The organism is Thalassospira sp. A3_1 (assembly GCF_017744215.1).
GTDB classification, from domain to species: Bacteria; Pseudomonadota; Alphaproteobacteria; order Rhodospirillales; family Thalassospiraceae; genus Thalassospira; species Thalassospira lucentensis_A.
On sequence record NZ_JAGHQQ010000002.1, the window covers coordinates 1,042,146 to 1,064,709 of the forward strand.

23 protein-coding genes are annotated in these 22,564 nt (G+C 55.8%); 15 read left to right on the top strand and 8 right to left on the bottom strand.

Translation table 11 applies throughout. The annotated features are described in order from the left end of the window. Positions 1-226: 226 nt before the first annotated feature. Together J7395_RS21010 and J7395_RS11925 are read right to left on the bottom strand one after the other, a co-directional pair. Complete coding sequence (locus J7395_RS21010; RefSeq protein ID WP_255356831.1) at positions 227-358, bottom strand: hypothetical protein; 132 nt, start codon at positions 356-358, stop codon at positions 227-229. A 306-nt stretch (positions 359-664) separates the two neighbouring features. Next, complete coding sequence (locus J7395_RS11925) at positions 665-1,648, bottom strand: AraC family transcriptional regulator (protein ID WP_062952571.1); 984 nt, start codon at positions 1,646-1,648, stop codon at positions 665-667. 274 nt (positions 1,649-1,922) lie between these two features. On the opposite strand from J7395_RS11925, the gene J7395_RS11930 reads away from it, so the two are divergent. The 10 genes from J7395_RS11930 (at position 1,923) to J7395_RS11975 (ending at position 13,814) form a co-directional block, all read left to right on the top strand. After that, positions 1,923-3,197, top strand: a complete 1,275-nt coding sequence (locus J7395_RS11930) for an ABC transporter substrate-binding protein (RefSeq protein WP_209221614.1) — start codon at positions 1,923-1,925, stop codon at positions 3,195-3,197. Positions 3,198-3,331: 134 nt separating this feature from the next. Beyond that, positions 3,332-4,255: a sugar ABC transporter permease gene (locus tag J7395_RS11935; protein ID WP_209221615.1), complete on the top strand. Its 924-nt coding sequence runs from the start codon at positions 3,332-3,334 to the stop codon at positions 4,253-4,255. Between the two features lies 1 nt (position 4,256). Next, on the top strand, positions 4,257-5,096 hold the full coding sequence (locus tag J7395_RS11940; protein ID WP_062952569.1) for a carbohydrate ABC transporter permease: 840 nt from the start codon (positions 4,257-4,259) through the stop codon (positions 5,094-5,096). Positions 5,097-5,133: 37 nt separating this feature from the next. Further along, positions 5,134-6,762, top strand: coding sequence for an alpha-glucosidase (locus J7395_RS11945; RefSeq protein WP_209221616.1), 1,629 nt, complete (start codon positions 5,134-5,136; stop codon positions 6,760-6,762). Positions 6,763-6,788: 26 nt separating this feature from the next. Continuing rightward, complete coding sequence (gene ugpC, locus J7395_RS11950) at positions 6,789-7,919, top strand: sn-glycerol-3-phosphate ABC transporter ATP-binding protein UgpC (protein ID WP_209221617.1); 1,131 nt, start codon at positions 6,789-6,791, stop codon at positions 7,917-7,919. 146 nt (positions 7,920-8,065) lie between these two features. Beyond that, on the top strand, positions 8,066-9,571 hold the full coding sequence (gene zwf, locus J7395_RS11955; protein ID WP_209221618.1) for a glucose-6-phosphate dehydrogenase: 1,506 nt from the start codon (positions 8,066-8,068) through the stop codon (positions 9,569-9,571). A 78-nt stretch (positions 9,572-9,649) separates the two neighbouring features. Further along, on the top strand, positions 9,650-10,369 hold the full coding sequence (gene pgl, locus J7395_RS11960; protein WP_037992486.1) for a 6-phosphogluconolactonase: 720 nt from the start codon (positions 9,650-9,652) through the stop codon (positions 10,367-10,369). 5 nt (positions 10,370-10,374) lie between these two features. Continuing rightward, positions 10,375-12,213 carry a phosphogluconate dehydratase gene (gene edd, locus J7395_RS11965; RefSeq protein ID WP_209221620.1) on the top strand — a complete coding sequence of 613 codons (1,839 nt, stop codon included), beginning with the start codon at positions 10,375-10,377 and terminating at the stop codon, positions 12,211-12,213. Beyond that, complete coding sequence (gene glk, locus J7395_RS11970; protein ID WP_209221621.1) at positions 12,213-13,151, top strand: glucokinase; 939 nt, start codon at positions 12,213-12,215, stop codon at positions 13,149-13,151. The genes edd and glk overlap by 1 nt, the downstream gene beginning before the upstream one ends. A gap of 21 nt (positions 13,152-13,172) precedes the next feature. Next, a complete protein-coding gene (locus J7395_RS11975; RefSeq protein ID WP_209221622.1) occupies positions 13,173-13,814 on the top strand; it encodes a bifunctional 4-hydroxy-2-oxoglutarate aldolase/2-dehydro-3-deoxy-phosphogluconate aldolase in 642 nt (213 codons plus the stop codon). Positions 13,815-13,889: 75 nt separating this feature from the next. On the opposite strand, the gene J7395_RS11980 is transcribed toward J7395_RS11975, so the two are convergent. Further along, complete coding sequence (locus tag J7395_RS11980; protein WP_062952561.1) at positions 13,890-14,123, bottom strand: hypothetical protein; 234 nt, start codon at positions 14,121-14,123, stop codon at positions 13,890-13,892. Between the two features lie 150 nt (positions 14,124-14,273). Between J7395_RS11980 and J7395_RS11985 the strand changes: the two genes are divergently transcribed. Continuing rightward, positions 14,274-15,143: a LysR family transcriptional regulator gene (locus J7395_RS11985; protein WP_062952971.1), complete on the top strand. Its 870-nt coding sequence runs from the start codon at positions 14,274-14,276 to the stop codon at positions 15,141-15,143. A gap of 131 nt (positions 15,144-15,274) precedes the next feature. Here the strand turns inward: J7395_RS11985 and J7395_RS11990 are convergent, their stop codons facing one another. Continuing rightward, on the bottom strand, positions 15,275-15,496 hold the full coding sequence (locus J7395_RS11990) for a DUF1127 domain-containing protein (protein WP_062959211.1): 222 nt from the start codon (positions 15,494-15,496) through the stop codon (positions 15,275-15,277). Between the two features lie 124 nt (positions 15,497-15,620). Between J7395_RS11990 and J7395_RS11995 the strand changes: the two genes are divergently transcribed. From J7395_RS11995 to J7395_RS12010, 4 genes are all read left to right on the top strand, one after another. Continuing rightward, positions 15,621-16,490 carry a LysR family transcriptional regulator gene (locus J7395_RS11995; RefSeq protein WP_062959326.1) on the top strand — a complete coding sequence of 290 codons (870 nt, stop codon included), beginning with the start codon at positions 15,621-15,623 and terminating at the stop codon, positions 16,488-16,490. A gap of 139 nt (positions 16,491-16,629) precedes the next feature. After that, complete coding sequence (locus J7395_RS12000) at positions 16,630-17,184, top strand: sigma-70 family RNA polymerase sigma factor (RefSeq protein ID WP_209221623.1); 555 nt, start codon at positions 16,630-16,632, stop codon at positions 17,182-17,184. After that, the gene (locus J7395_RS12005) at positions 17,181-17,897 is read left to right on the top strand and encodes an anti-sigma factor (protein WP_209221624.1); all 717 of its coding nucleotides are present in this window, start codon (positions 17,181-17,183) and stop codon (positions 17,895-17,897) included. The genes J7395_RS12000 and J7395_RS12005 overlap by 4 nt, the downstream gene beginning before the upstream one ends. Before the next feature lie 131 nt (positions 17,898-18,028). Continuing rightward, positions 18,029-18,463, top strand: coding sequence for a hypothetical protein (locus tag J7395_RS12010; protein ID WP_097050751.1), 435 nt, complete (start codon positions 18,029-18,031; stop codon positions 18,461-18,463). A 56-nt stretch (positions 18,464-18,519) separates the two neighbouring features. On the opposite strand, the gene J7395_RS12015 is transcribed toward J7395_RS12010, so the two are convergent. From J7395_RS12015 to J7395_RS12030, 4 genes are all read right to left on the bottom strand, one after another. Next, positions 18,520-19,578 carry a high frequency lysogenization protein HflD gene (locus J7395_RS12015; protein WP_247742100.1) on the bottom strand — a complete coding sequence of 353 codons (1,059 nt, stop codon included), beginning with the start codon at positions 19,576-19,578 and terminating at the stop codon, positions 18,520-18,522. After that, a complete protein-coding gene (locus tag J7395_RS12020; protein WP_209221625.1) occupies positions 19,502-20,164 on the bottom strand; it encodes a DUF1007 family protein in 663 nt (220 codons plus the stop codon). Before J7395_RS12020 ends, J7395_RS12015 begins: the two co-directional genes overlap by 77 nt. Positions 20,165-20,180: 16 nt before the next feature. Further along, entirely contained in the window at positions 20,181-21,260 is a 1,080-nt protein-coding gene (locus J7395_RS12025; RefSeq protein ID WP_209221626.1) for a zinc ABC transporter substrate-binding protein, read from the bottom strand. A gap of 265 nt (positions 21,261-21,525) precedes the next feature. Next, positions 21,526-22,497 (bottom strand): amino acid ABC transporter permease, encoded by a 972-nt coding sequence (locus J7395_RS12030; protein WP_247742101.1) that lies wholly within the window; start codon positions 22,495-22,497, stop codon positions 21,526-21,528. Positions 22,498-22,564 lie beyond the last annotated feature (67 nt).

A 22,564-nucleotide genomic window follows, 5' to 3' on the forward strand; every position in this document is an offset into this window, starting at 1 on the left:
TCGGCCTGTTTGCGGGCCGAACAAAGAAAAACGCTGCCGTCGGGGAAACAGCAGCGTCAAGTAGCGCGGAATAGCGAAGGTAATATGCAGGTTACAATTCACGAAATCCGGATCGATGGATGAGGGACGACCGACAGACGGGACAGGGTATGGGTGCGGGGTTGCCTGCCGGTCGTCACCCTGGATGGGAAGTCCATCCGGGTCTCGCAAAAGGTATGAGCTTTGATCAGATCAGACCGCGAAGGGTTTGCGCCATTCCCAGTCCGATAACGAACAGGAAAAATCCGGTGCTTCCGACCACGGCAACCGTGCTGCAAAGCTCGTTCAGGCGGTTCGGATTTTCAAGCAACTTCATCATGGCTGTGTCCTCCTCAATCTGTCTGAAGAAACCATACTGATCCTGTTTTGTTCTCACAAGAACAAAATTAGAACAAAAGCCGATAAAATATTTAAGTTATTGATTTTAAATGAAATTTATATGGCCTCGATGTTCTTGTCTTTCGAAGGAAAATGAGAACATCGGCGGTGCATGACCGGTATCAGGTTGAATGAAACCCGCAGAAATCAACGCTTTTGCGCGAGTCTTCCGAAGTGATGAACCGCAGGGGAATGAAAAACGGAACATCATCGCATTCCCGATGTTCTGTCGTGCGATGGCGGTGGACTATTCTGCGGCGGATGCCGGAATGGCGGTGCGTCGGTCCGGAACACCGTCTATCTCGCTTGGCAGCGGACGGGCCGGAACGGCACCGATACGGGCATCGGGCATTGGCGGGTGATCGGGGAACTGGCCGTGAATGCGAATGTTCTCGCGATAGTCGCTGGCCGATTTCCCACGATACTGGCGAAAACGCCGGTTGAAGTTCGAAAGATTGCTAAAGCCGTTATTTTCGGCGATCTGATAGATTGGAAGATCAGTGCGCGATAGCTGCACACAGGCCCGCGAAATCCGGTATTCGTTCAGATATTCGACAACACTGCGCCCGGTATAACGTTTGAACAGCCGGTAAAAGCTGCTTTCACTGACACCGGCAACATCGGCAAGCGACGATACCCGAAGCGGTTCGGCGTAATGCGCGTGAATGAAAGCCAGTGCGCGATCCACCCGGATAGATTCACTGTTCTTCCCGGCTTCGCCGCCAAAATTGGCCGATGCCAGCGGTTTGTCGATCCCGGCAAGCAGGGCTTCAAGCAGTTCGATCATCAGGATAAAGCGCCGCCGCGGTTTGGCATCATCAAGGTGCGGGCAGATTTCCCGAACGCGTGCGACGGCGTCATCGGTAAAGGAAAGGCCACGACGCGCACGGGCAAACAATTCGTGAAAATCGGCAAATTCAACAAAATCCCGCGTCAGGTTTTCCACCCATTCCTGCGACAGCCAAAGCACATAAACCTCGATCGGGCGGGACGGATCAATGCGCTTGCATTCCCAAAGATGGGGCAGGTTGGGGCCGACCATGGCGAAATCCAGCCCGTCAAACGCCTGCCGATGATCACCAATCAACCGCGATCCTTTGGCATTCAGCGTCAGGGTCATCTCATATTCGGGGTGCTGGTGCCAGTTGCAGCGAAAATCATCCCAGACATAGTGAAAATAACCCCAGCTATATCCCTGTGGATTCGTGATCCGTTCCTGGATGATCCGCATATCGTCCTACTATTCGTGTCGTGATTGCCGCGAATTTGCAGAATAGTATCATCCTTTGAAGGATATGACACTTTGAAAAGGTGCGATCAGGCGTATCCTTTTTCAATCGGGCGGCTCCGCGCCGGGAAGCAATCACCAAAACAGATTGCAGCCGGTGATTGCACCTGGGGTTCCGGTACGGGCGCCCGACCCGGACAAAAAGACCAATCAAAATGAATAAAAGCAGCTGCCAAAAGCTGCATGGGAAAACCGATAACATCCTAGGGAGGTCTATATGACCTTGATGAAAAAACTGCTCGCAACGGCTGGCGTTCTTGGCGCGACTTTTGCGATGGCCGGATCGGCCAATGCCGCAAAGATTTCTATTTCCTGTGGTGCCGTCGGACAGGAACTTGCGCTTTGCCAGGAAGGTGTCGATGCATGGGCAAAGCAGACCGGCAACGAAGTCGCGGTGATTTCCACCCCGAACTCCACCACCGAACGACTGGCCCTTTATCAGCAGATTCTGGCCGCCGGATCGTCCGATATCGATGTGTTCCAGATTGATGTGATCTGGCCGGGGATCCTGGGCAATCACTTCATTGATCTTAACGAATACATGGCGGACGAAGCCAAGCAGCATTTTGAAGCCATCGTCACCAACAACACCTTTGAAGACCGGCTGGTCGCCATGCCTTGGTACACGGATGCGGGCGTGCTTTATTACCGCAAGGATTTGCTGGAAAAGTATGGCGAAACTGTTCCTGAAACCTGGGAACAGCTGACAAAAACAGCGCAGAAAATCCAGGAAGGCGAACGCAAAGCCGGTAACGACAAAATGTGGGGCCATGTGTTTCAGGGCCGTGCCTATGAGGGCCTGACCTGCAATGCGCTGGAATGGGTGGTTTCGTTCAATGGTGGTTCGGTGGTCGAACCGAATGGCGATATTTCGATCAATAACGATCAGGCCAAAAAGGCAATTGAAACCGCTTCAAACTGGATCGGCACCATTTCGCCCGAAGGTGTCCTTGGCTATGCCGAGGAAGAAGCACGCGGTGTGTTTCAGTCAGGCAATTCGGTCTTCATGCGCAACTGGCCCTACGCCTGGGCGCTGGCCAATTCGGCAGACAGCCCGGTCAAGGGCAAGGTCGGTGTTGCTGCCCTGCCCAAGGGCGGTGAAGACGGCCGTTCGGCCGCAGCCCTTGGTGGCTGGCAGCTCTCGGTTTCGAAATATTCGGAAAATCCCGAACTTGCAGCCGATCTTGTGAAATTCCTGACCTCCTACGAAGAACAGAAACGTCGCGCGATCAAGGGTTCCTATAACCCGACGATTGCCGATCTCTACAAGGACGAGGAAGTCCTTTCTGCCAATCCGTTCTTTGGCGATCTGTACGAGACATTCACCAGTGCGGCACCGCGCCCGTCAACCGTGACCGGTTCGAAATACAATCAGGTATCAAGCGAGTTTTGGCAGGCGGTGCATGCATCCTTGTCGGGATCGCAGACCGTCGATCAGGCGGTTACCGGGCTTGAACGCAACCTGAAACGTGTAAAGCGTTCCGGCTGGTAAACGGACCTCGCAGTACCGGGGACGATGGTCGCCCGGTACTGCCCCGATCCTGTTTTCGTACCGGTTTGCTTAGGCCGGTTTGATGGATGGCGGTCATGGCCGATCATCCCCCTTCAAGATCAAGAGCGGTTCCCATGGCGCAAGCTTCGTCCCTGACGCGTGCAAGACGGCGTTCGGCATGGCTGTTTTTAACACCGATGCTGGTCATTCTTGCCGCAGTGGCCGGTTGGCCGTTGCTGCGGACTTTCATCTTTGGCTTTACCGATGCCAATCTGTCCGACCTTGGAAATTATGGCTTTATCGGCTTTGAAAATTTCTATGCGGTTTATGATGGCGAGACGTTCGGCCTTCTGGCCGATCCGGAATGGTGGCAGGCGGTTTGGAATACGATTTACTTCACCGTGATTTCGGTTTCGCTTGAAACGGTGCTGGGGATCATCGTGGCCCTTGTCCTTAATCAGGAATTCAAGGGGCGCGGTCTGGTGCGGGCGGCGGTTCTGATCCCGTGGGCGATCCCGACAATTGTATCGGCCAAGATGTGGAACTGGATGCTGCATGACCAGTTCGGCATCATCAATGATCTTCTGATGTCGCTGGGGCTGATTGCAACGCCGATCGCCTGGACGGCCAATCCGGATACGGCAATGGTCGCCGTGATCATGGTTGATGTCTGGAAAACCACACCGTTTATGGCGCTTTTGACACTGGCAGCCCTTCAGATGCTGCCAAGTGACTGTTACGAAGCCGCCCGTGTTGATGGCATCCATCCGGTCCGGGTGTTTTTCAAGGTGACCCTGCCGCTGATCAAGCCGGCCCTGATGGTGGCCGTGATCTTCCGTGCCCTTGATGCATTGCGTGTGTTTGACGTGATTTATGTCTTAACACCAAACAATCCGAACACCATGACCATGTCGGTCTATGCCCGGCAGCTTCTGGTCGATTTTCAGGAAGTCGGATATGGCTCGGCGGCATCAACGCTGCTGTTTCTGGTCATCGCCTTTTCGATCATGGCCTACATGATGATCGGTCGGGTCCGGCTTGACGAGGGGGGACATTAACATGAACCGCAATGTCAAATCCCTGATGATGAAGGCAGGGTTCTATCTTCTGGTAGCGGCCATCGTGATCTTTGCCGTTTTTCCGTTCTACTATGCGATCCTGACCGCGTTCGAAACCGGATCGGCCCTGTTTGACGTCAATTACCTGCCCGAAAGTTTCAGTTTCTCAAACTATCTGTCGGTATTTGAAGGGCAGCCGTTCGGTCGCAATATCTTCAATTCGATCTTTGTCAGTGTGATGGTTGTGGCCCTGTCGCTTTTGATGGGGGTAACGGCATCCTATGCGCTTGCGCGGGTTAAATTCGCCGGGCGCGGATTGTTGCTGGTGACGATCCTGTCGGTGTCGATGTTCCCGCAGGTCGCGGTGCTGTCGGGCATGTTCGAACTGATCCGGGCCGTCGGGCTTTACAATTCGATGTTCGGTCTGGCGATTTCATACATGATGCTGACCCTGCCATTCACGGTCTGGATCCTGACCGCCTTCATGCGCGAACTGCCCCGTGAACTTGAAGAAGCTGCCGTGATGGATGGGGCCAGCCCGTGGACCGTGATCACGCGCGTGTTCCTGCCGGTCATGTGGCCTGCCATGGTCACCACCGGGCTTCTGGCCTTCATCATGGCATGGAACGAATTCCTGTTTGCCCTGACCTTTACCCTGACCAATGAACAGCGCACCGTGCCGGTTGCCATCGCCCTGATTTCCGGGGCCAGCCAGTTTGAAATGCCATGGGGCAATATCATGGCGGCATCGGTGATCGTGACGGTTCCGCTGATTGTTCTGGTTCTGATTTTCCAGCGTCGCATTGTGTCCGGCCTGACCGCCGGGGCTGTCAAAGGCTGATGCGGCTTCTCGTCCCACATGACCTAAGGTGACTTAAATGGCTTTGGCCGGAAATCCTGACTGGTGGCGCGGTGGCGTCCTGTATCAAATCTATCCGCGCAGTTTCTTTGATTCGAATGGCGATGGCATTGGTGATCTGCCTGGGATTACCCAGAAACTGGATTACATTGCCGATCTGGGCGTCGATGGTATCTGGCTGTCGCCATTCTTTACCTCGCCGATGAAGGATTTCGGCTATGACGTGGCGGATTACCGCGATGTCGATCCGATGTTCGGAACATTGGCCGATTTCGACCATCTGGTTGAAAAGGCCCATTCGCTTGGCCTGCGCGTCACCATAGATCAGGTTCTGTCGCATAGTTCCGATCAGCATGCCTGGTTCAAGGAAAGCCGGTCATCACGCGATAATCCCAAGGCCGACTGGTATGTCTGGGCCGATCCCAAGCCCGACGGCACGCCGCCCAATAACTGGCTGTCGATTTTTGGCGGTTCGGCATGGAAGTTCGATACCACCCGGCAGCAATATTACATGCACAACTTTCTGGTCAGTCAGCCGGACCTGAATTTCCATAACCCGGATGTACAGGCCCAGTTGCTTGACGATGTGGAATTCTGGCTGCGTCGCGGGGTGGACGGTTTCCGGCTTGATACCGCCAATTTCTATGTCCATGACGCGGAATTGCGCGATAACCCGCCATGGGTTCCGGGTACCCACCGGCCCGAAGGTGCCCCAAAGGAAAATCCCTATACCCGCCAGATGCATGTCTATGACAAAACGCGACCGGAAAATATCGCGTTCCTTAAAAAGCTGCGCGCGGTTCTCGACAAATATCCGGGGGCAACGACGGTTGGTGAAATCGGGTCGGACAATTCGCTGGCGACCATGGCGGAATATACCGCCGGGGGCGACAAGCTTCACATGGCCTATACGATCAATCTGCTGGAAAGCCCGCTTGAAACGCCTTTGATCCGTGGGATGTTGCGCAATGTGTTTGACGTTCTTGGTGATGGCTGGCCGTGCTGGGCGGTGTCGAACCATGACTTCGTCCGGGTTGCGACCCGCTGGGGCAGGGACAAGGGCGGCGATAATGATGCGCGCCTTCGCATGATCCCGGCCCTTTACACCACATTGCGTGGCACGCCCTGCATCTATCAGGGGGAAGAACTTGGTCTTGAAGAGGCCGTCGTCCCCTATGAATTGCTGCAGGATCCTTACGGGATTGAAATGTGGCCGGAATTCAAGGGGCGCGATGGTTGCCGGACCCCGATGCCGTGGATGAATGCCAATATTCCGCATGGCGGTTTCACGGCAAGCGACGCGCCGTGGCTTCCGGTCCCGCAGGATCACAGCGCGCTTGCGGTTGCCGAACAGATGGATGACCCCAATTCACTGCGCAGTTTCTATCGTGATCTTCTGGCGTGGCGCAAAATCCATCCGGAAATCATTGATGGCGATATCGAGATGCTCGATATCGATGACAATGTCATCGCCTATGCCCGGATGTCGGGCGTGGTCCGGACCATCTGCGTGTTCAATACGACACCCGATGCCCGAACCGTGACCTTGCCCGGGCGTTCGGATGCGAATTTCGCCCTTAACAGCGGATCGGTTACCGGCAATCAGCTTTCGCTGCCGGGTTGGGGCTTTTATTTCGGAACGATATAAATCGACAAGTCGAGGGAGGAACCCGCATGTCTGAAGTGGTTCTTAAGCAGGTTAAAAAACGTTTCGGTCCGATCGAAACCATTCATGGTGTCGATCTGAACATCCGCGATGGCGAATTTTGCGTGTTTGTCGGCCCTTCGGGGTGCGGCAAATCGACCTTGCTGCGCCTGATTGCCGGGCTCGAAGATATCAGCGACGGCGAACTTTCCATTGGTGGCGAGGTCGTCAATGACAGGGCGCCAAAGGATCGTGGTGTGGCCATGGTGTTTCAGTCCTATGCGCTTTATCCGCATATGACGGTCTATGAAAACATGGCGTTCGGCCTTGATCTCGCAAAAAAGACCAAGGACGAGCAGCGCGAACGCGTGATGGCTGCGGCCAGGGTGCTGCAACTCGAAGAATTGCTGGACCGCAAGCCAAAGGAACTTTCGGGCGGGCAACGCCAGCGTGTTGCCATTGGCCGGGCGATTGTGCGCAAGCCGAAAGTCTTCCTGTTTGACGAGCCGTTATCAAACCTTGATGCCGGTTTGCGCGTGCAGATGCGCATCGAATTGACAAAACTTCATGAAAAATTGAAGTCCACGATGATTTATGTGACGCATGATCAGGTCGAAGCCATGACAATGGCTGACAAGATCGTGGTTTTGCGGGCGGGTTCGGTCGAGCAGGTCGGGACCCCGCTTGAACTCTATCATCATCCGCAAAATCAATTTGTTGCGGGCTTCATCGGGTCGCCTAAAATGAACTTTGTTCCGGCGGTTGTGATGGGGGTTTCGCAACAAACTGTTACGGTTAAACTGGATTCCGGTAAAGAGGTGACGCTGCCTGTTGATGGCAGTGGTCTTGACGCCGGAGATCGTGTAACAGTGGGCATCAGACCGGAACATTGCAGCCTTGCCGATCAGGACACGGCATTGCTGTCAGGAACGGTCGAAGTGGTTGAACATCTGGGCGAGGCGGGTCTCGTCTATGTGCAGGCCGGTGGTGATGAACTGTTCGTTGCCCGTGTCACGGGTGATACGGCAATTGTAACAGGATCATCCATTGGCATTCATGCCCGGGTGGAAGATTGCTATCTGTTCGATCAGAACGGACAAGCCAGACGGCGCCTTGATGTGGATAACGAACCGCTCAGAGCCCAGCTGGCAACAGGATAGGCGGTGACGGGGCGAAAACCCGGCGCCTGCCAACACGGTAAATACCGTGGCCCGGTCGTTTGCCAGAGCCCTTCGGGCTCGGGATCCCACCTTTACGACGGGGAGGAAACGAGTGAGAGCAGTTCGCTTGGAAGGCTTAGGGCAAGATGACACAAACGACGACGCAGCGCCAACGGCTGAAGCATCGTATCGCTGATATCGTGATTTTCGGTGGGACCGGAGATTTGGCGTTACGCAAACTTTTCCCCGCACTTTACGAAATGGAACGTACCGGGCGTTTCGATGACTCCACCCGCATTTTCGGTGCCTCGCGCAGCGAACATTCCGATGACGAATTCCGCACCAAGCTGGAAGAAGCCGGAAAAAAATACATTCCCCAAGGCGAATTTGACGCCAAGGTCTGGAAAAAGTTTGCAGCCCGCATCGCCTATGTTCAGGTATCCGCCGGGGATGAAGCCGGCTTCAAAATCCTGCATGAAAAACTTGCCGATCAGCCGGACCGGGACCGTGTCTATTATTTCTCGACCAGCCCGTCGCTGTTTGCCGATATGGCCTTTAACCTCAAGAAAGCCGGTCTGGTAACGCCCAATTCGCGCGTTGTGCTTGAAAAGCCGCTGGGCCACGATCTTGAAAGCTGCCGTGAAATCAACGGCCAGATCGGTGAAGTCTTCGAAGAACACCAGATTTTCCGTATCGACCATTATCTTGGCAAGGAAACGGTGCAGAACCTTTTGATCCTGCGCTTTGCCAATGCGATGTTCGAGCCATTGTGGAACAGCGCACATATTGATCACGTGCAGATCACGGTTGGCGAGGAAGTCGGCGTCGAAGGGCGCTGGTCCTATTATGACGATGCCGGTGCGATGCGCGACATGGTTCAGAACCATATGTTGCAGCTTCTCTGCCTTGTCGCGATGGAAGCCCCGCATGTTCTCGATCAGGACGCGGTGCGTGATGAAAAGGTCAAGGTGCTCAAGGCGCTCAAACCGATCAATGATTCCAATATCGACAGCGCAACCGTCCGCGGCCAGTATCGCAATGGTGCCGTCGGCGGCAAGGAAGTCCCGGGTTATCTTGAAGAAGAAGGTGCCAATATCGACAGCACCACCGAGACATTCGTTGCCATCCGGGCCGAACTGAATAACTGGCGCTGGGCTGGTGTGCCGTTCTATCTGCGGACGGGTAAACGCTTGCCGAAACGCCATTCGGAAATTGTCATCCAGTTCCGCGATGTGCCGCACCAGATTTTCCCGCTGGCAAAATCCATGACCAATTATCAGGCCAACCGCCTTGTTCTGCGTTTGCAGCCTGATGACGGCATCCATCTGGTTCTGAATACCAAGAATCCGGGGCCGGGTCTTGTGCGCCTGCGCCCGACCGCGCTCAACCTGTCCTTTGCCGAGGCGTTCGGTGGTCGAAGCCCGGATGCTTATGAACGTCTTTTGCTCGATGCGATTGATGGCAATAATACGCTGTTCGTTCGCCGTGACGAGCAGGACATTGCCTGGCAGTGGGTCGATGCCATTCAGGAAGCATGGCAAAGCAATCACATCACGCCCAAGGGTTACACCTCGGGCACGTGGGGGCCTTCGGCGGCCATTGCGCTGATCGAGCGTGACGGCCGGACCTGGAACGAAGAAGCCGGATTCTGATGTTGTGCAGGCTGCCATGCTTTTGGCGTGGTGGCCTTGCGTGACGATGAACCGGTTCCCAATTTTCTGGACGAAGACATGACAAACGAACGCATTTTCCAAAGCGGCGATGACATGCTTGCGGCCATGGTCAAGGAAACCGTGGAACGCCTTGAATTCGCCATTGCCACCCGCGGCCATGCCAGCATGGCGGTGGCCGGTGGACGTTTCCCCAAACCGCTTTTTGAAAAACTGTCGACCGTCAAACTGGATTGGTCGAAAGTCACCGTCACCCTTGGCGATGATCGCTGGGTGGGGCTGGATGACGATCAGTCAAACGAAAAGCTGGTTCGCGATCATTTCCTGATCAACGAAGCCCAGCATGCGCGTTTTGTGTCGCTGAAAACCGGCGATGCCAATCCCGAAGACGCAATTTCAACGGTTTCAAGCCGCCTTCGCACCGATCTGAACTGGCCGCTTGATATCGTGTATCTGGGCATGGGCGATGATGGCCATACGGCATCCCTGTTCCCGTCATCCGCGCCTGATGCCCTGCAAAAGGGACTGTATCCCGCCCATGGCGAACTGGTTGCCGCCGCGCGCCCGACCGTATCCCCGGTCCCGCGCATCAGCATGACTTTGCCCGCCATCCTTAATGCCCGGTATATTGGCATCCATATTACCGGACAATCCAAATGGTCGACCTTTGAAACCGCGAAAAACGGCACCGAGATCGAAGAAATGCCGGTTCGCGCAATCTTGCAGCAGACTGACATCCCTGTCGATCTGTGGTGGAGCGCCGAGAACCCGAAAGGCTGAACCCCATGAAACGTGAATTAGAACAGATTACCAAACGCATCATCGAACGTTCCAAGCCCACCCGTGAAGCATATCTGGAACGCATTGAAGCCGCCGCGTCCGACCGCCCGCACAGATCATCGCTTTCGTGTGGCAACCTGGCCCATGCATCGGCCGGCTGCGGTGCGGCCGAAAAGGAACGCATCAATGGCGACGAAGGTGCCAACTTGGGCATCGTGACATCCTATAACGATATGCTGTCCGCCCATCAGCCTTTGGGTGTTTATCCTGACCGCATCAAAAAGGCCGTGTTCGAAGCCGGGGCAACCGCACAGGTTGCCGGTGGCGTGCCGGCCATGTGCGATGGCGTGACGCAAGGGCGTCCGGGCATGGAACTCAGCCTGTTTTCACGTGATGTGATTGCGATGTCCACCGCGGTGTCGTTGTCGCATGATGTGTTTGATGCGGCCCTTTATCTTGGCGTTTGCGATAAAATCGTACCGGGTCTGGTGATGGGAGCCTTGGCTTATGGTCACATTCCGGCGGTGTTTGTTCCGGCCGGTCCGATGCCGTCGGGCTTGCCCAACAATGAAAAGGCCCGCATCCGTCAGCTTTACGCACAGGGCAAAGTCGGTCGCAAGGAACTGCTCGAAGCAGAAACCGCGTCCTATCACAGTCCGGGGACCTGTACCTTCTATGGTACGGCGAACTCCAACCAGATGCTGATGGAAATCATGGGCCTGCATTTGCCCGGTGCAGCATTTGTCAATCCGAACACCGATCTGCGCGATGCCCTTACCGAAGAGGCCGCCCGCCGTGCGCTTCAGATCACCAAGCTTGGAAATGATTATCGTCCGGTTGGTAAAATCCTTGATGAAAAGGCATTTGTGAACGGCATCATCGGTTTGCTGGCAACAGGTGGTTCAACCAACCACACCCTGCATCTTCCGGCGATGGCGCGTGCCGCGGGCATCGAACTTCGTTGGGAGGATTTCGATGAATTGTCGCGCCTTGTGCCGTTGCTGTGCCGCGTTTATCCGAACGGGCAGGCGGATGTGAACCACTTCCACGCTGCGGGCGGTATGGGCTTTGTGATCAGCGATCTTTTGAAAAATGGACTTCTGCACCCTGATCTTCAGACTATTCATACTAACGGCATGGCAGCCTATGGGACCGAGCCGTATCTGGACAACGGCAAATTGTCGTGGCGTGATGCCCCGGCCTCCAGCCATGATGAAGAAATCCTGCGCCCGGCCGAAAAGGCATTCAGTGCCGATGGCGGCCTTCGCATGCTGGCGGGGAATCTTGGCCGTTCGGTGATCAAGGTATCGGCGGTGAAACCGGAAAACCGCGTGATCGAAGCCCCGGCTGCGGTCTTTACCTCGCAGGAAGAAATGATGCAGGCGTTCAAGGACGGCAAACTGCATCGCGACGTTGTCTGTGTTGTCCGCTTCCAGGGGCCGAAAGCCAATGGCATGCCGGAACTTCACAAACTGACTCCGCCGCTTGGTGTGTTGCAGGACCTTGGTTACAAGGTCGCCCTTGTCACCGATGGCCGCATGTCGGGCGCATCGGGCAAGGTCCCGGCGGCAATCCATGTCACCCCCGAAGCCATGATGAATGGGCCGATTGCCAAGGTGAAAGACGGCGATATCGTGCGTCTTGATGCCGAAACCGGCGAACTGATCCTGAATGTGACCGAGGCCGAACTGGCCAAGCGTGACTTCGCAACCTTTGATAACAAGGCCGAACATCAGACCGGTTTCGGTCGTGAATTGTTCGGTGTCTTCCGCGAACATGTCGGACTGGCCGAACTGGGTGCCAGTGCGGTGCTTCCGGGGGCAGCCGAGGTCGAGGTAGCATAATGCGGCTGGTTGGTGATATCGGCGGTACCAACGCCCGCTTTGCCTGGATTGACGAAAATGGAAATCCGCAATCACCGATGACATTGCCGGTCCGCGATTATGCGACCATCGGCGATGCCATGCGGGATTTCATGGTGAAAACCGATTGCGCAGATCTGAATGAATTTGCGGTTGCCGTGGCCTGCCCGGCATCCGCAGACATCATCAAATTCACCAATAACCCGTGGGTGTTTTCCAAGGACGCGCTCAAGGCCGAATTTGGTCTTGATCGTCTGGTAGTGGTCAATGATTTTACCGGTCTTGCGATGTCCGTGCCTTATCTTGGCGACGAAGACCTGATCACGCTGTTTGATGGTCCGGGGCGCCCGGGATTGCCATTGGCGGTGATCGGGGCTGGGACCGGGCTTGGCGTTTCGGGGCTTCTGCGCCATGACGATCACTGGATTCCGATCCAGGGCGAAGGCGGCCATGTGTCACTGCCCGCCGTTGATGATCTCGATTATGAAATCGTCAAATTCCTGACGGCTGAGCTGGGCCGTGTGTCGGCCGAACGCATCCTGTCGGGGATGGGGCTTGAAAACCTCTATCGCGCGCTTGCTGCCATTGACGGGATGGATGTGACACCGCTCAGTGCCGCTGAAATCGTTGAAAATGCCATGCAGAAAAACGATCCGCTTTGCCTTAAGGTGCTAGATCGGTTCTGTCTGTTCATGGGCGGGGTGGCCGGTGATCTGGTCCTGACGCTTGGCGCATTCGACGGCGTATTTATCGGTGGCGGTATTGGCCCGCGCATTGCCGACTTTATGAAACAAAGCGGCCTTAAGGATCGTATGATCGCCAAGGGCCGTTTCCATGATTTGATGAATGATGTGCCGGTGCGCCTGATGACGGCGAAATACCCGGCCCTGATCGGTTGTGCCAAGATTTTGACGGCCTGACCGAAAACTGGAGGATACCCAATGAGCCTTTCGTCACGCGAAATTCTGTCCAAGGCCCCGGTCGTACCGGTTCTGGTGATCGAAGACGCCAATGATGCCGTTCCGCTTGCAAAGGCGCTGGTGGCCGGTGGTTTGCCGGTGCTTGAAATCACCCTGCGCAGTGCCGCAGCCGAAGAAAGCATCAAACGCATCATCGCCGAAGTGCCAGATGCCATTACCGGTGCGGGCACCGTGATCAATGCCAAGCAGATGGAACGCATGGCAAAAATCGGCTGTGCCTTTGCCGTGTCACCCGGCCATACCAAAAGCCTTCTGAAGGCGGCCAAGGATACCGGCGTGCCGTTGCTTCCGGGGGCCGGAACCCCGTCAGAGATCATGTATCTGCTTGAACATGGTTACGACATGCTGAAATTCTTCCCCGCCGAACAGCAGGGCGGTGTTTCGATGCTCAAAGCCCTGTCCGGGCCGCTGCCGCAGGTCAAATTCTGCCCGACGGGTGGTGTGTCGCTGGCAAATCTTGGTGACTATCTGGCCCTGCCAAACATCATCACCGTCGGTGGTTCATGGGTGGCACCCAAGGATGCGGTCAAGGTCGGTGACTGGGCAACCATCACCCGCCTTGCACAGGAAGCCACCGACAAGGTTGCCGAACTGCGCGGCTGATTGCCCCTGATAGACGACTGCAAAAAAGGAGCCCGCAACAGGCTCCTTTTTCATTGGTGGGGCGGGGGATCTTCATCAGACAATGCGCGTAACGCGCCATTGGTTGCCATCAAATGTGCGTTGCAGTCCGACATCGCGAAGCTGATCGTCGCTCAGATGCGCCATCACTTCGCGTTCGTTCTTGCGTTTGCGGGCGTCGGCCGAATAGTTGGTGATCTTGTCGATCAGACGGCCAAACGGCACGCGGTTGGCGATCGGGTCGGTACGAATGTCGAAGTCCTGTGCTTTGGTCGGGGGCCGATAGGTCATGGTGTCCTCCTGGTTTGCAAAAAACCGTATTCCGTCGATGAACTGATCCTCTCATATGCAAAATAAAACGGGAATTTGGTTGTTTCGCAGATTTAATGTGCAAAAATAAACGGAACTGGTGATCCCCGATCATATGAACTGGTCATGCACATGAACTGGAACGACCTGCGCTATTTCCTGATCCTTGCCGAGGAAGGCAGCCTTTCGGGGGCCGCCCGACGGTTGCGCAAGGAACATACCACCGTCGCCCGCCGGATCGAGGCGCTTGAAGACGCGGTGGGAACCAAGCTGTTTGACCGTTTGCCGCGCGGCTGGCAATTGACCATCGCCGGGCAGAATCTTGTGCCGGTGGCCGAACGGGTCGAGGCCGAGGCGCTTGGCTTTGAACGGCAGGCCAAAGGCGACGAAGCCGCCCACGGTGTGGTGCGCATATCGGTTCCCCCGGTGGCAGGGCGGGTTTTGTTTGCCCCGCGTTTGGCGCAATTGCTAACCGCGCACAAGGGACTGGAATTTGAAATTATCGGGGCGTCCAATGTCGTCAATCTGGCTCGGCGCGAGGCCGATCTGGCGGTGCGCATGGTCACCCCGCGCGAACCCGGCCTGATCACCCGCAAGCTGGTCGAACTTGGCGTCGGCCTTTATGCCGCGCGGGGATATAGCGCGCGCGTGCCCGAACAGGATTGGGAATTTTGCGGCTACGAGGATACATCCTATGGGGCCGCCAAAAAGGAATGGGTGCGCAATATTATGGGGCGTGAACTGCCCTGCCGTTTCCGGGCCGATGATACGGAATCCGTGCGCCAGTTCATCGCCGCCGGGCACGGGGTGGGGGTGTTGCCACGCTATCTGGCGGACGGGGACGAACGGCTTGAACTGATCCGGGCCGATACGGCGGGCGAAAGCCGCGAAACCGCATGGCTGGTGGTGCATCCCGATATGCGCCGCTCCCCCGGTGTGCGGCTTGTCATGGATGCCCTGATCAAGGCTGCCGACAGCATTTCTGCGGAATTTCAGGTGTGAAAAACAAAAAGAGACCCCGTGCTGTGTATCTGCGCGGGATCTCTTTTGCTGCCTGAGGGAGGCATATCAAAGCGTGTCGATTGCCAGAATGAAAGGGTCAGGAACCCTGATCAGGCACCGCCTTGAATCTTTTAATAATTGTCGCGGGATACATACCCGCTTTCGCTGCGTTCCAGTCCGATATCGCACAGTTGATGATCCGACAGCCGGTGAAGTGCTGCGCGGCTTTGATGGCGTTTGTACGCGGCCAGCAGGACATCAATCGCAGTCGTCGCAATTTGCGAGACGGTAGGGCGCGAGGGGCGGTTCAACCGGACATTGGCATCGCATTCGATATGATGGGAGACGGCCATGTCGAAATCTCCTTGTTCGGGGGCTCGTTTGATATGGCGTGATCATGACATGCGCATAAATCTCATGTAATTCCGATAAAATGCGCTATGATTGTGCAAATTTGCGCAAGCGGGATAAGCCATCATGAACTGGAACGATCTGCGATATTTCGTCGTACTGGCAGGTGAAGGCACGCTTTCCGGTGCTGCCCGAAAGCTCGGCAAGGATCACACTACCGTTGCAAGACGGATCGAGGCCCTTGAACAGGATGTCGGGGCGCGGCTGTTTGACCGGCTGGGGACGGGATGGTCGCTGACCGATGCCGGTGAAAATCTTGTGCCCGTCGCGGCAAAGATCGAGGAAGACGTTCTTGCCTTTGAACGCCAGGCACGTGGCGATGAAACCGCGCACGGTGTGGTGCGCATTGCCGTGCCACCAGTGGCAGGTCGCATATTGTTTGCGCCGCGCCTTGCCGAACTTCTGAAAGACCAGCGCGATCTGGAATATGAAATCCTTGGTTCCAGCGTGATTGCCAATCTGGCACGGCGGGAGGCCGACGTGGCGGTGCGTATGGCAACCCCGGATCAAAGCGGGCTGATCGCGCGCAAGCTGACCGATATACGATATGCGGTTTACGCCGTGCGCGGTTACACCGCCAATGTGCCGGAAAAGGATTGGGAATTTTGTGCCGACGGGCGCAATAGCTTTGGCGACTATCAGCAGGGCTGGGTATGGGATCAGCTTAACCGCAAATTGCCGATGCGGGTCAAATCCGACGATACCCAGACCGTGCTGGCCTTTGTTGCTGCGGGATACGGGCTTGGCCTTCTGCCGCGTTATCTGGCGGACGAGGATGACAGGCTGGAACTTGTCACCGATGACGTGACCAATGAACTCAGCAAGCCGGTCTGGCTGGTCGTTCATCCCGATATTCGCCGCTCGCCCGCAGTACGGATGGTGATGGATGCCCTGATCAAGGCAACCGACGCCATCCCTGACCAGTATAAATGCTGATGGATACAGGTTTTTCTGACCGGATAACTGATCAACCTTGCCAATCTGCACGTACGGATTGATGGCTCGGGATCAAATATCCCGGAAAATGGTACATTGGTTCGTCGCAGGGTTGCGGCGGCGATATTTGGCGGATGGCATGGGGACATCAACCCGGGATCTGGAACAGTTTCTGGCACGTGCGGCCGACGGCGATATGGACGCCTTCGGGCATCTTTATCATGCGACATCGGCGAAACTTTTCGGCATTGTCCTGCGTATCTTGAAAAACAGGGCCCAAAGCGAGGATATCCTGCAGGAGATCTATGTGCGGGTCTGGGAACGTGCCGGGGACTTCGAACCGGGTCGTGCGTCGATCATCACCTGGATGGCAACGATTGCGCGTAACCGGGCGATTGATGCGCTGCGTCGTGACAAACGTCATGACGCGGTGGTTGATGATTTCGATATCGATCAACTGGCCGATCACGATGATCTGTCGGTTGCCGATGATGCCGAACGCAATGATGACCTGCGCCAGCTTGAAATCTGCCTTGGCGGGCTTGATGATGATCGCCGCACAATGGTCAGGCTGGCCTATCTTGACGGATTTTCGCGTGCCGAACTGGCAGAACGGTTTGCCCAACCGGTCGGCACGATCAAGACATGGCTGCATCGCAGCCTGAAACAATTAAAGGAATGCCTCGGATCATGACCGACCGGGAAGATATCGACATGCTGGCCGCGGAATATGTGTTGGGAACGCTTGATCCCGACATGCGCCGGATTGTCGATGAACGCCGGTCGCACGAGGATGATCTGAATGCCGCGATTGCCGATTGGGAAAAGCGCCTGTCGCCATTAAACGCGCATTACCGCGATGAAATACCATCGCGCGATCTGTTTCCCGGTATCCGTGCACGGATAGAAGGGGCGCGTGTCCAGGCGGATAATATTGTCGAAATTGATCTGCTTAAACGCAAACTCACCCGCTGGCGGATCGGGACGTTTGCCACTGGCGCACTGGCGGCAAGCCTGATGGTAGCCGTTCTGGTATCGGATTTTGCCACCCCGGTTCAGGACCGGCAATTTGTCGCCGTCTTCCATCGTGACGATACCCAGCCCGCCTTTGTCATGAGCATTGATCTGGATACCCGTGCCGTGATCATCCGGCCGGTTTCGGCAACATTGCCGGAAGGCAAGACTTATCAGTTATGGATCGCATCCGATCAGTTGGGACCGGCACCAAAATCGCTGGGGCTGCTTGAAAACGCATCTGTGCCAACAACCCGGTCGCTGGGGGAATTTGATCCGGCCCTGCTGCGCAATGCGACCTTTGGCATCAGTCTGGAACCCGAAGGCGGATCGCCAACCGGGCGTCCGACGGGGCCTGCCATTCATGGCCGTCTGATCCCGGTCGAACACTGATTTCAAAAAAAGTTTCCCGATCTGAAACCCGGCCGGTCTGGCCTGCGTAGCTTCGATGTGCGCAACAAAGCGCGACACGAGCGGACGGCAGACAAAAGCCTGTCCCGGTTCAACAGACAAGGAGACTTCAAATGCTGGTGACCAAAAAGATGTTCGGTATTCTCGGCGGGGCGCTGATGGCCGGTGCCCTGACTGCCGCCATTCCGACGGCTGCCAACGCCATGGGGCCGATGGTCGATGCGATGGATCAGGATGTTTCGGGCGGAACCGTCAGTGCATCGAAAATCATGGCTGACGAAAATGGCTGGCTGGTGGTGCATCGCACCGATTCCGCGATGAAGCCGGGCCCGGTTGTCGGTTATGCGCCGCTGAAAAAGGGCGAGAACATGGATGTTACCGCCATCCTGCAGGAACCGGTCAAATCCGGTGAAATGCTGATGCTGATGATCCATTCCGAGCAGGGTGGCATGAAAACCGGCTATTTCGAATATACGCTGGGTGCCAAGGAAGACGGCCCGATCAAGCCGGATGGCAAACTGGTGATGAAAGTCGTGACCGCCGAATAATCGGGGCGGCATTTTAAATCAAACGGCCCGCAAGATTGCTTGCGGGCCGTTATCTTTTACAGCCAGCCAAGCTGCCGGGCTGCCGAAAGCAGCAGCAACAGGCCAAACAGGGTAATCAACGCGGCCCCCGCCAAGCCAATCCCGCGGCGAAGCCAGCCCGATGTGCTTTCCGAAACACTGAAAAGATGCTGCGTGCCGGTACGAATACCGATGGCCGCCAGCCCGATCAGGCTGATGGTCAGCGCCACACCGGCCGCCATGGCAAAGGCCGACGCAATCCCGATCAGGAACAATCCATTTGCCAGCGTGAACAGCAACACCAGTATCGACCCGGTGCAGGGACGCAGGCCGACCACAATCCCGCCCGCAATCATCTGCCAGCGGGACTTGGTGATGGCGTGGCCATGCTCATGATTGTGATGCTGATGGTCCGCATGATCATGTTCGTGATCGTGGTCATGGTCATGATGATGTGAGTGATCATGTGCATGGTGGTGATGGTCATGCCCGCCGTGATCGCAACAATCATCACGTCCCTGCAAAATACGGATACACATGAATCCGCCCAGTCCGGCAATCAGGGCATAGGACACGGCTTCCAGAACCAGTCCGTTCTGCGTAATTGCCGCCGGGCCAAGATTAAGGATCAGGGTCAGCGACCCGACAAGAACGATGGCCGTCACCGCCTGAACGCCGGCAATCAGGCTGCCCATGGCAACACCCTGTTTCCATCCGGCATCACGCGACAGGAAATAGGTGGTTGTGACCATCTTGCCATGGCCGGGGCCCGCCGCATGAAACACGCCATAGGCGAATGAAAGCGCGATAATGGTCAGGCCCGGCCACCACGCATCGCCAGTTTTGGCACTGCGCAATGTTGCTGTCATCTGTCGGTTAAGCTGTGTCTGGATCACCACCACCTGACCGACAATATCCGATAGCCATCCCGGCAGGCTGATCAGGCTCTCGCTGTCATTTTGTGTCGTCTGATCGGGAGTATTCGGGGCCTGTTCGCTGCTTGTGCCGCGGCCCAGAAGGTTACTGGCTTGTGCTGCGGCCTGATTGCTCGGCAGAAACGAAATCGCCAGCAGAAAGGCCATGATCAGAACCGGCATCCGCAACCTCGTTCTGGCAGGCAAGGTCGGCGCGTATTGGCGAAACCAGATCAAAATAGATGCGGTTCTTTTCATCTTCGCTCATTTCATAGTGGCATTTGAGATGGCGGTTACCCTTGAACAGGATCGGATCAACCTGGGTAAAGGCAACATCAATATAGAATTCCGCATCATATACCGACAGGGCAACGGCATCTTTTATCGGGTCAAGCGGCTCTTTAAGCGTCAGGGTGAAATCGTAACTCACCCGACGGTCATCGGTAATATCGGCCTTGAAGTCCGTTGCCCCGGCAAAGGTCACAAGCTCCTCGTTCCGGCGCAGATGCGTCAACCATGAAACTTCGGAAAGCAATGCAAACGCATTGTCGTGAACGTCGGTGTTTTCTTCATCAAAGAACCGCAAATCACGATTTTTGTCGAACTGGTCAATCAGCGTCAGACTGAACAGGTCATCAAACACCCAATGCAGCCGGATGGCGGTGATTTTGTCGTCTTCAAAAATCATCTGCGCATCGGCATCGATCCAGACATGCGGATGTGCCGATGCCGGCATGCCTGATCCGACCCAAAGGACGGATGCAAGCATGCCGGCAACAAACGTCTTAGGACTGCGAAAGGCAGTCCGCCAACGCGCCAGCATTCTGGCGCAGGATGTTCTGATAGGCATCTGGTCCTGCCGGAATATCCGCGCCCAGCGGATCAAGCGTTCCGATATGCGCGCCGGTATCGGCAACCACGGCCTCAACGATGGCCGGGCGGAATTGCGGTTCGGCAAAGACACAGACAGCATTGCTGTCCCGGATTTTGTCTTCGATCTCATGCAGGCGCTTTGCTCCGGGCTTCTGTTCCGGTGAAACAGTAATCGAACCAACCGCATTCAGGCCAAATCCCGCTTCCAGATACTGATAGGCATCATGGAAAACGACAAACGGCTTGCTGCGGACCGGTTCCAGTTGACTGTCCAGATCATTCCCAAGTGCATCAAGGCTTGCAAGGAACTTTTTCAGATTGTCCTGATAGGTGCCTGCATGGTCCGGATCAATTTCACCCAGTTCAGCGGCAATCGCCTTTGCGATAGATGCGCCATTGGCCGGATCAAGCCAGAGATGGGCATCAATACCGTGTTCATCATGATGGTGACCTTCTTCACCTTCGTGCTCGTGCTCGTGCTCGTGCTCGTGCTCGTGCTCGTGCTCATGATCATGGTCATGTTCTTCGGCATGGACGTGATCTTCATGCCCGTCATGATGTTCATCTTCGTGATCATGATCATCGTGGTCATGGCCGCCATGATCATGGCTATGGGCTTCCCACGCGCCGCCTTCACGCATTGCCAGGATGGTCAGGCCTTCAACATCGGCCAGTTCAAGCTGATGGGCATCGCCCGACAGGGTTGCCAGCGGCTTTTTCAGAAAACCTTCAAGACTGTGCGACACATAAATCACCAGATCAGCTTCCTGAAGCGACCGGGCTTCGCTGGGACGCAGCGAATAGGCATGCGGTGATGAGGCACCATCAAGCAGCAGAACCGGTTCACCAACGCCTGCCATGATTGCGCTGGCAATGCCGTGGATCGGCTTGATCGATACAACGACCGACGGATTTTCGGCTGCCTGCGCCCCATAGGGCAGGGCAAGCAACGGCAGGGCAAGCAGGGCGCAACGAAGGGCAGAAATTGGCATGACATCAATCCGGTTCGAAACGGGGAAATGGCTATTGGTGAGGTATTATTTGTTATGTTATATCATAACGATTCGTCAAGCGATAAATCCCCTCGTGGTCCGGTTATGCCTGTTTGAGCTTAATAGGGTTTTCTGTTTGATCCCGATAAGCAAGTTTCGAGTTCGTAACAAAAAATCCGCACCCGTAGTTGAATGCGGATTTTGGGCGGATTTCGGCGCAAAACCAACGTTGGGGAATGGCAATGATATCAACGGGCCTGTGGGATCAGACCCGCACACCCTTGCCGAGCTTTTTCTCGATCCGGCTTTGGATGAATTCGAAAATCCCCGAAAGCACCCAGTAAATCAGCGCTGCCGAAATCAGCATTTCCATATATTTGAATTCGGACCGCCCATGGGTGCGCGCCAGATACATCAGCTCCCACACGCCCATCACGGATACCAGGGACGAATCTTTCAGCATCGAAATGAACTGGTTGCCGGTCGGCGGGATCACCAGCCGCAAGGCTTGTGGCAGGATCACCAGACGCATGACCTGACTGGGTTTAAGCCCAAGCGACAGCGCGGCCTCGGTCTGGCCTTCGGGAACGCCTTCGATACCCGCCCTGAAAATCTCGGCCATATAGGCCCCGTAACATAGCGACAGGGCGATGATCCCGGCCGGGACAGCCGACAGGACAATGCCGACCTGCGGCAGGCCGAGATAGATCAGCATGACTTGAAGTAACAACGGTGTTCCGCGAAAGAACGAAGTATAAAAGGTCGAAATCCCGTAAAACACGCCGTTCTTCGATAAACGCCCAAGGGCTGCCGCCAGGGCCAGCACCGTCGCGCAAAAGATCGACACCAGCGAGATGAAAAGCGTCAGCACCGCACCCTGAAGAAACTCGCCTTCAAGCCTGAGCCCCAGCAGGAAGGGCAGGCGCGAGCCGATGAAATCAAAGCTGAGATCAAAGCTGTAAAAGAACAGGGCAAAACCCAAAAGCAGTTCCGCCCAGATGATCGTGGTCTGCACCCGGAACGGCAGATTATGCAGCAGACGAAAATTCAGCCAGATCATAAAGCCCAGCACGACGGCCACGATGACATCGCCAATCATGTTATCCATGCCGATCCAGATGCCCGGCTGGGCTGCTATCAGGATCACGCCGCAAATCCCCGAAAACAGCCCAAGCGGCCAGCCGGGGCCGGTCTTCGTTCTGGGGCGGGATGCGTTTTCAGGCAGGGGCGTGGTCATCGGCGCTGACATTTTCATGAAATTGTATAAAACTGCGTCAGAACTACACAAAAAGAGAGTTTTAGGA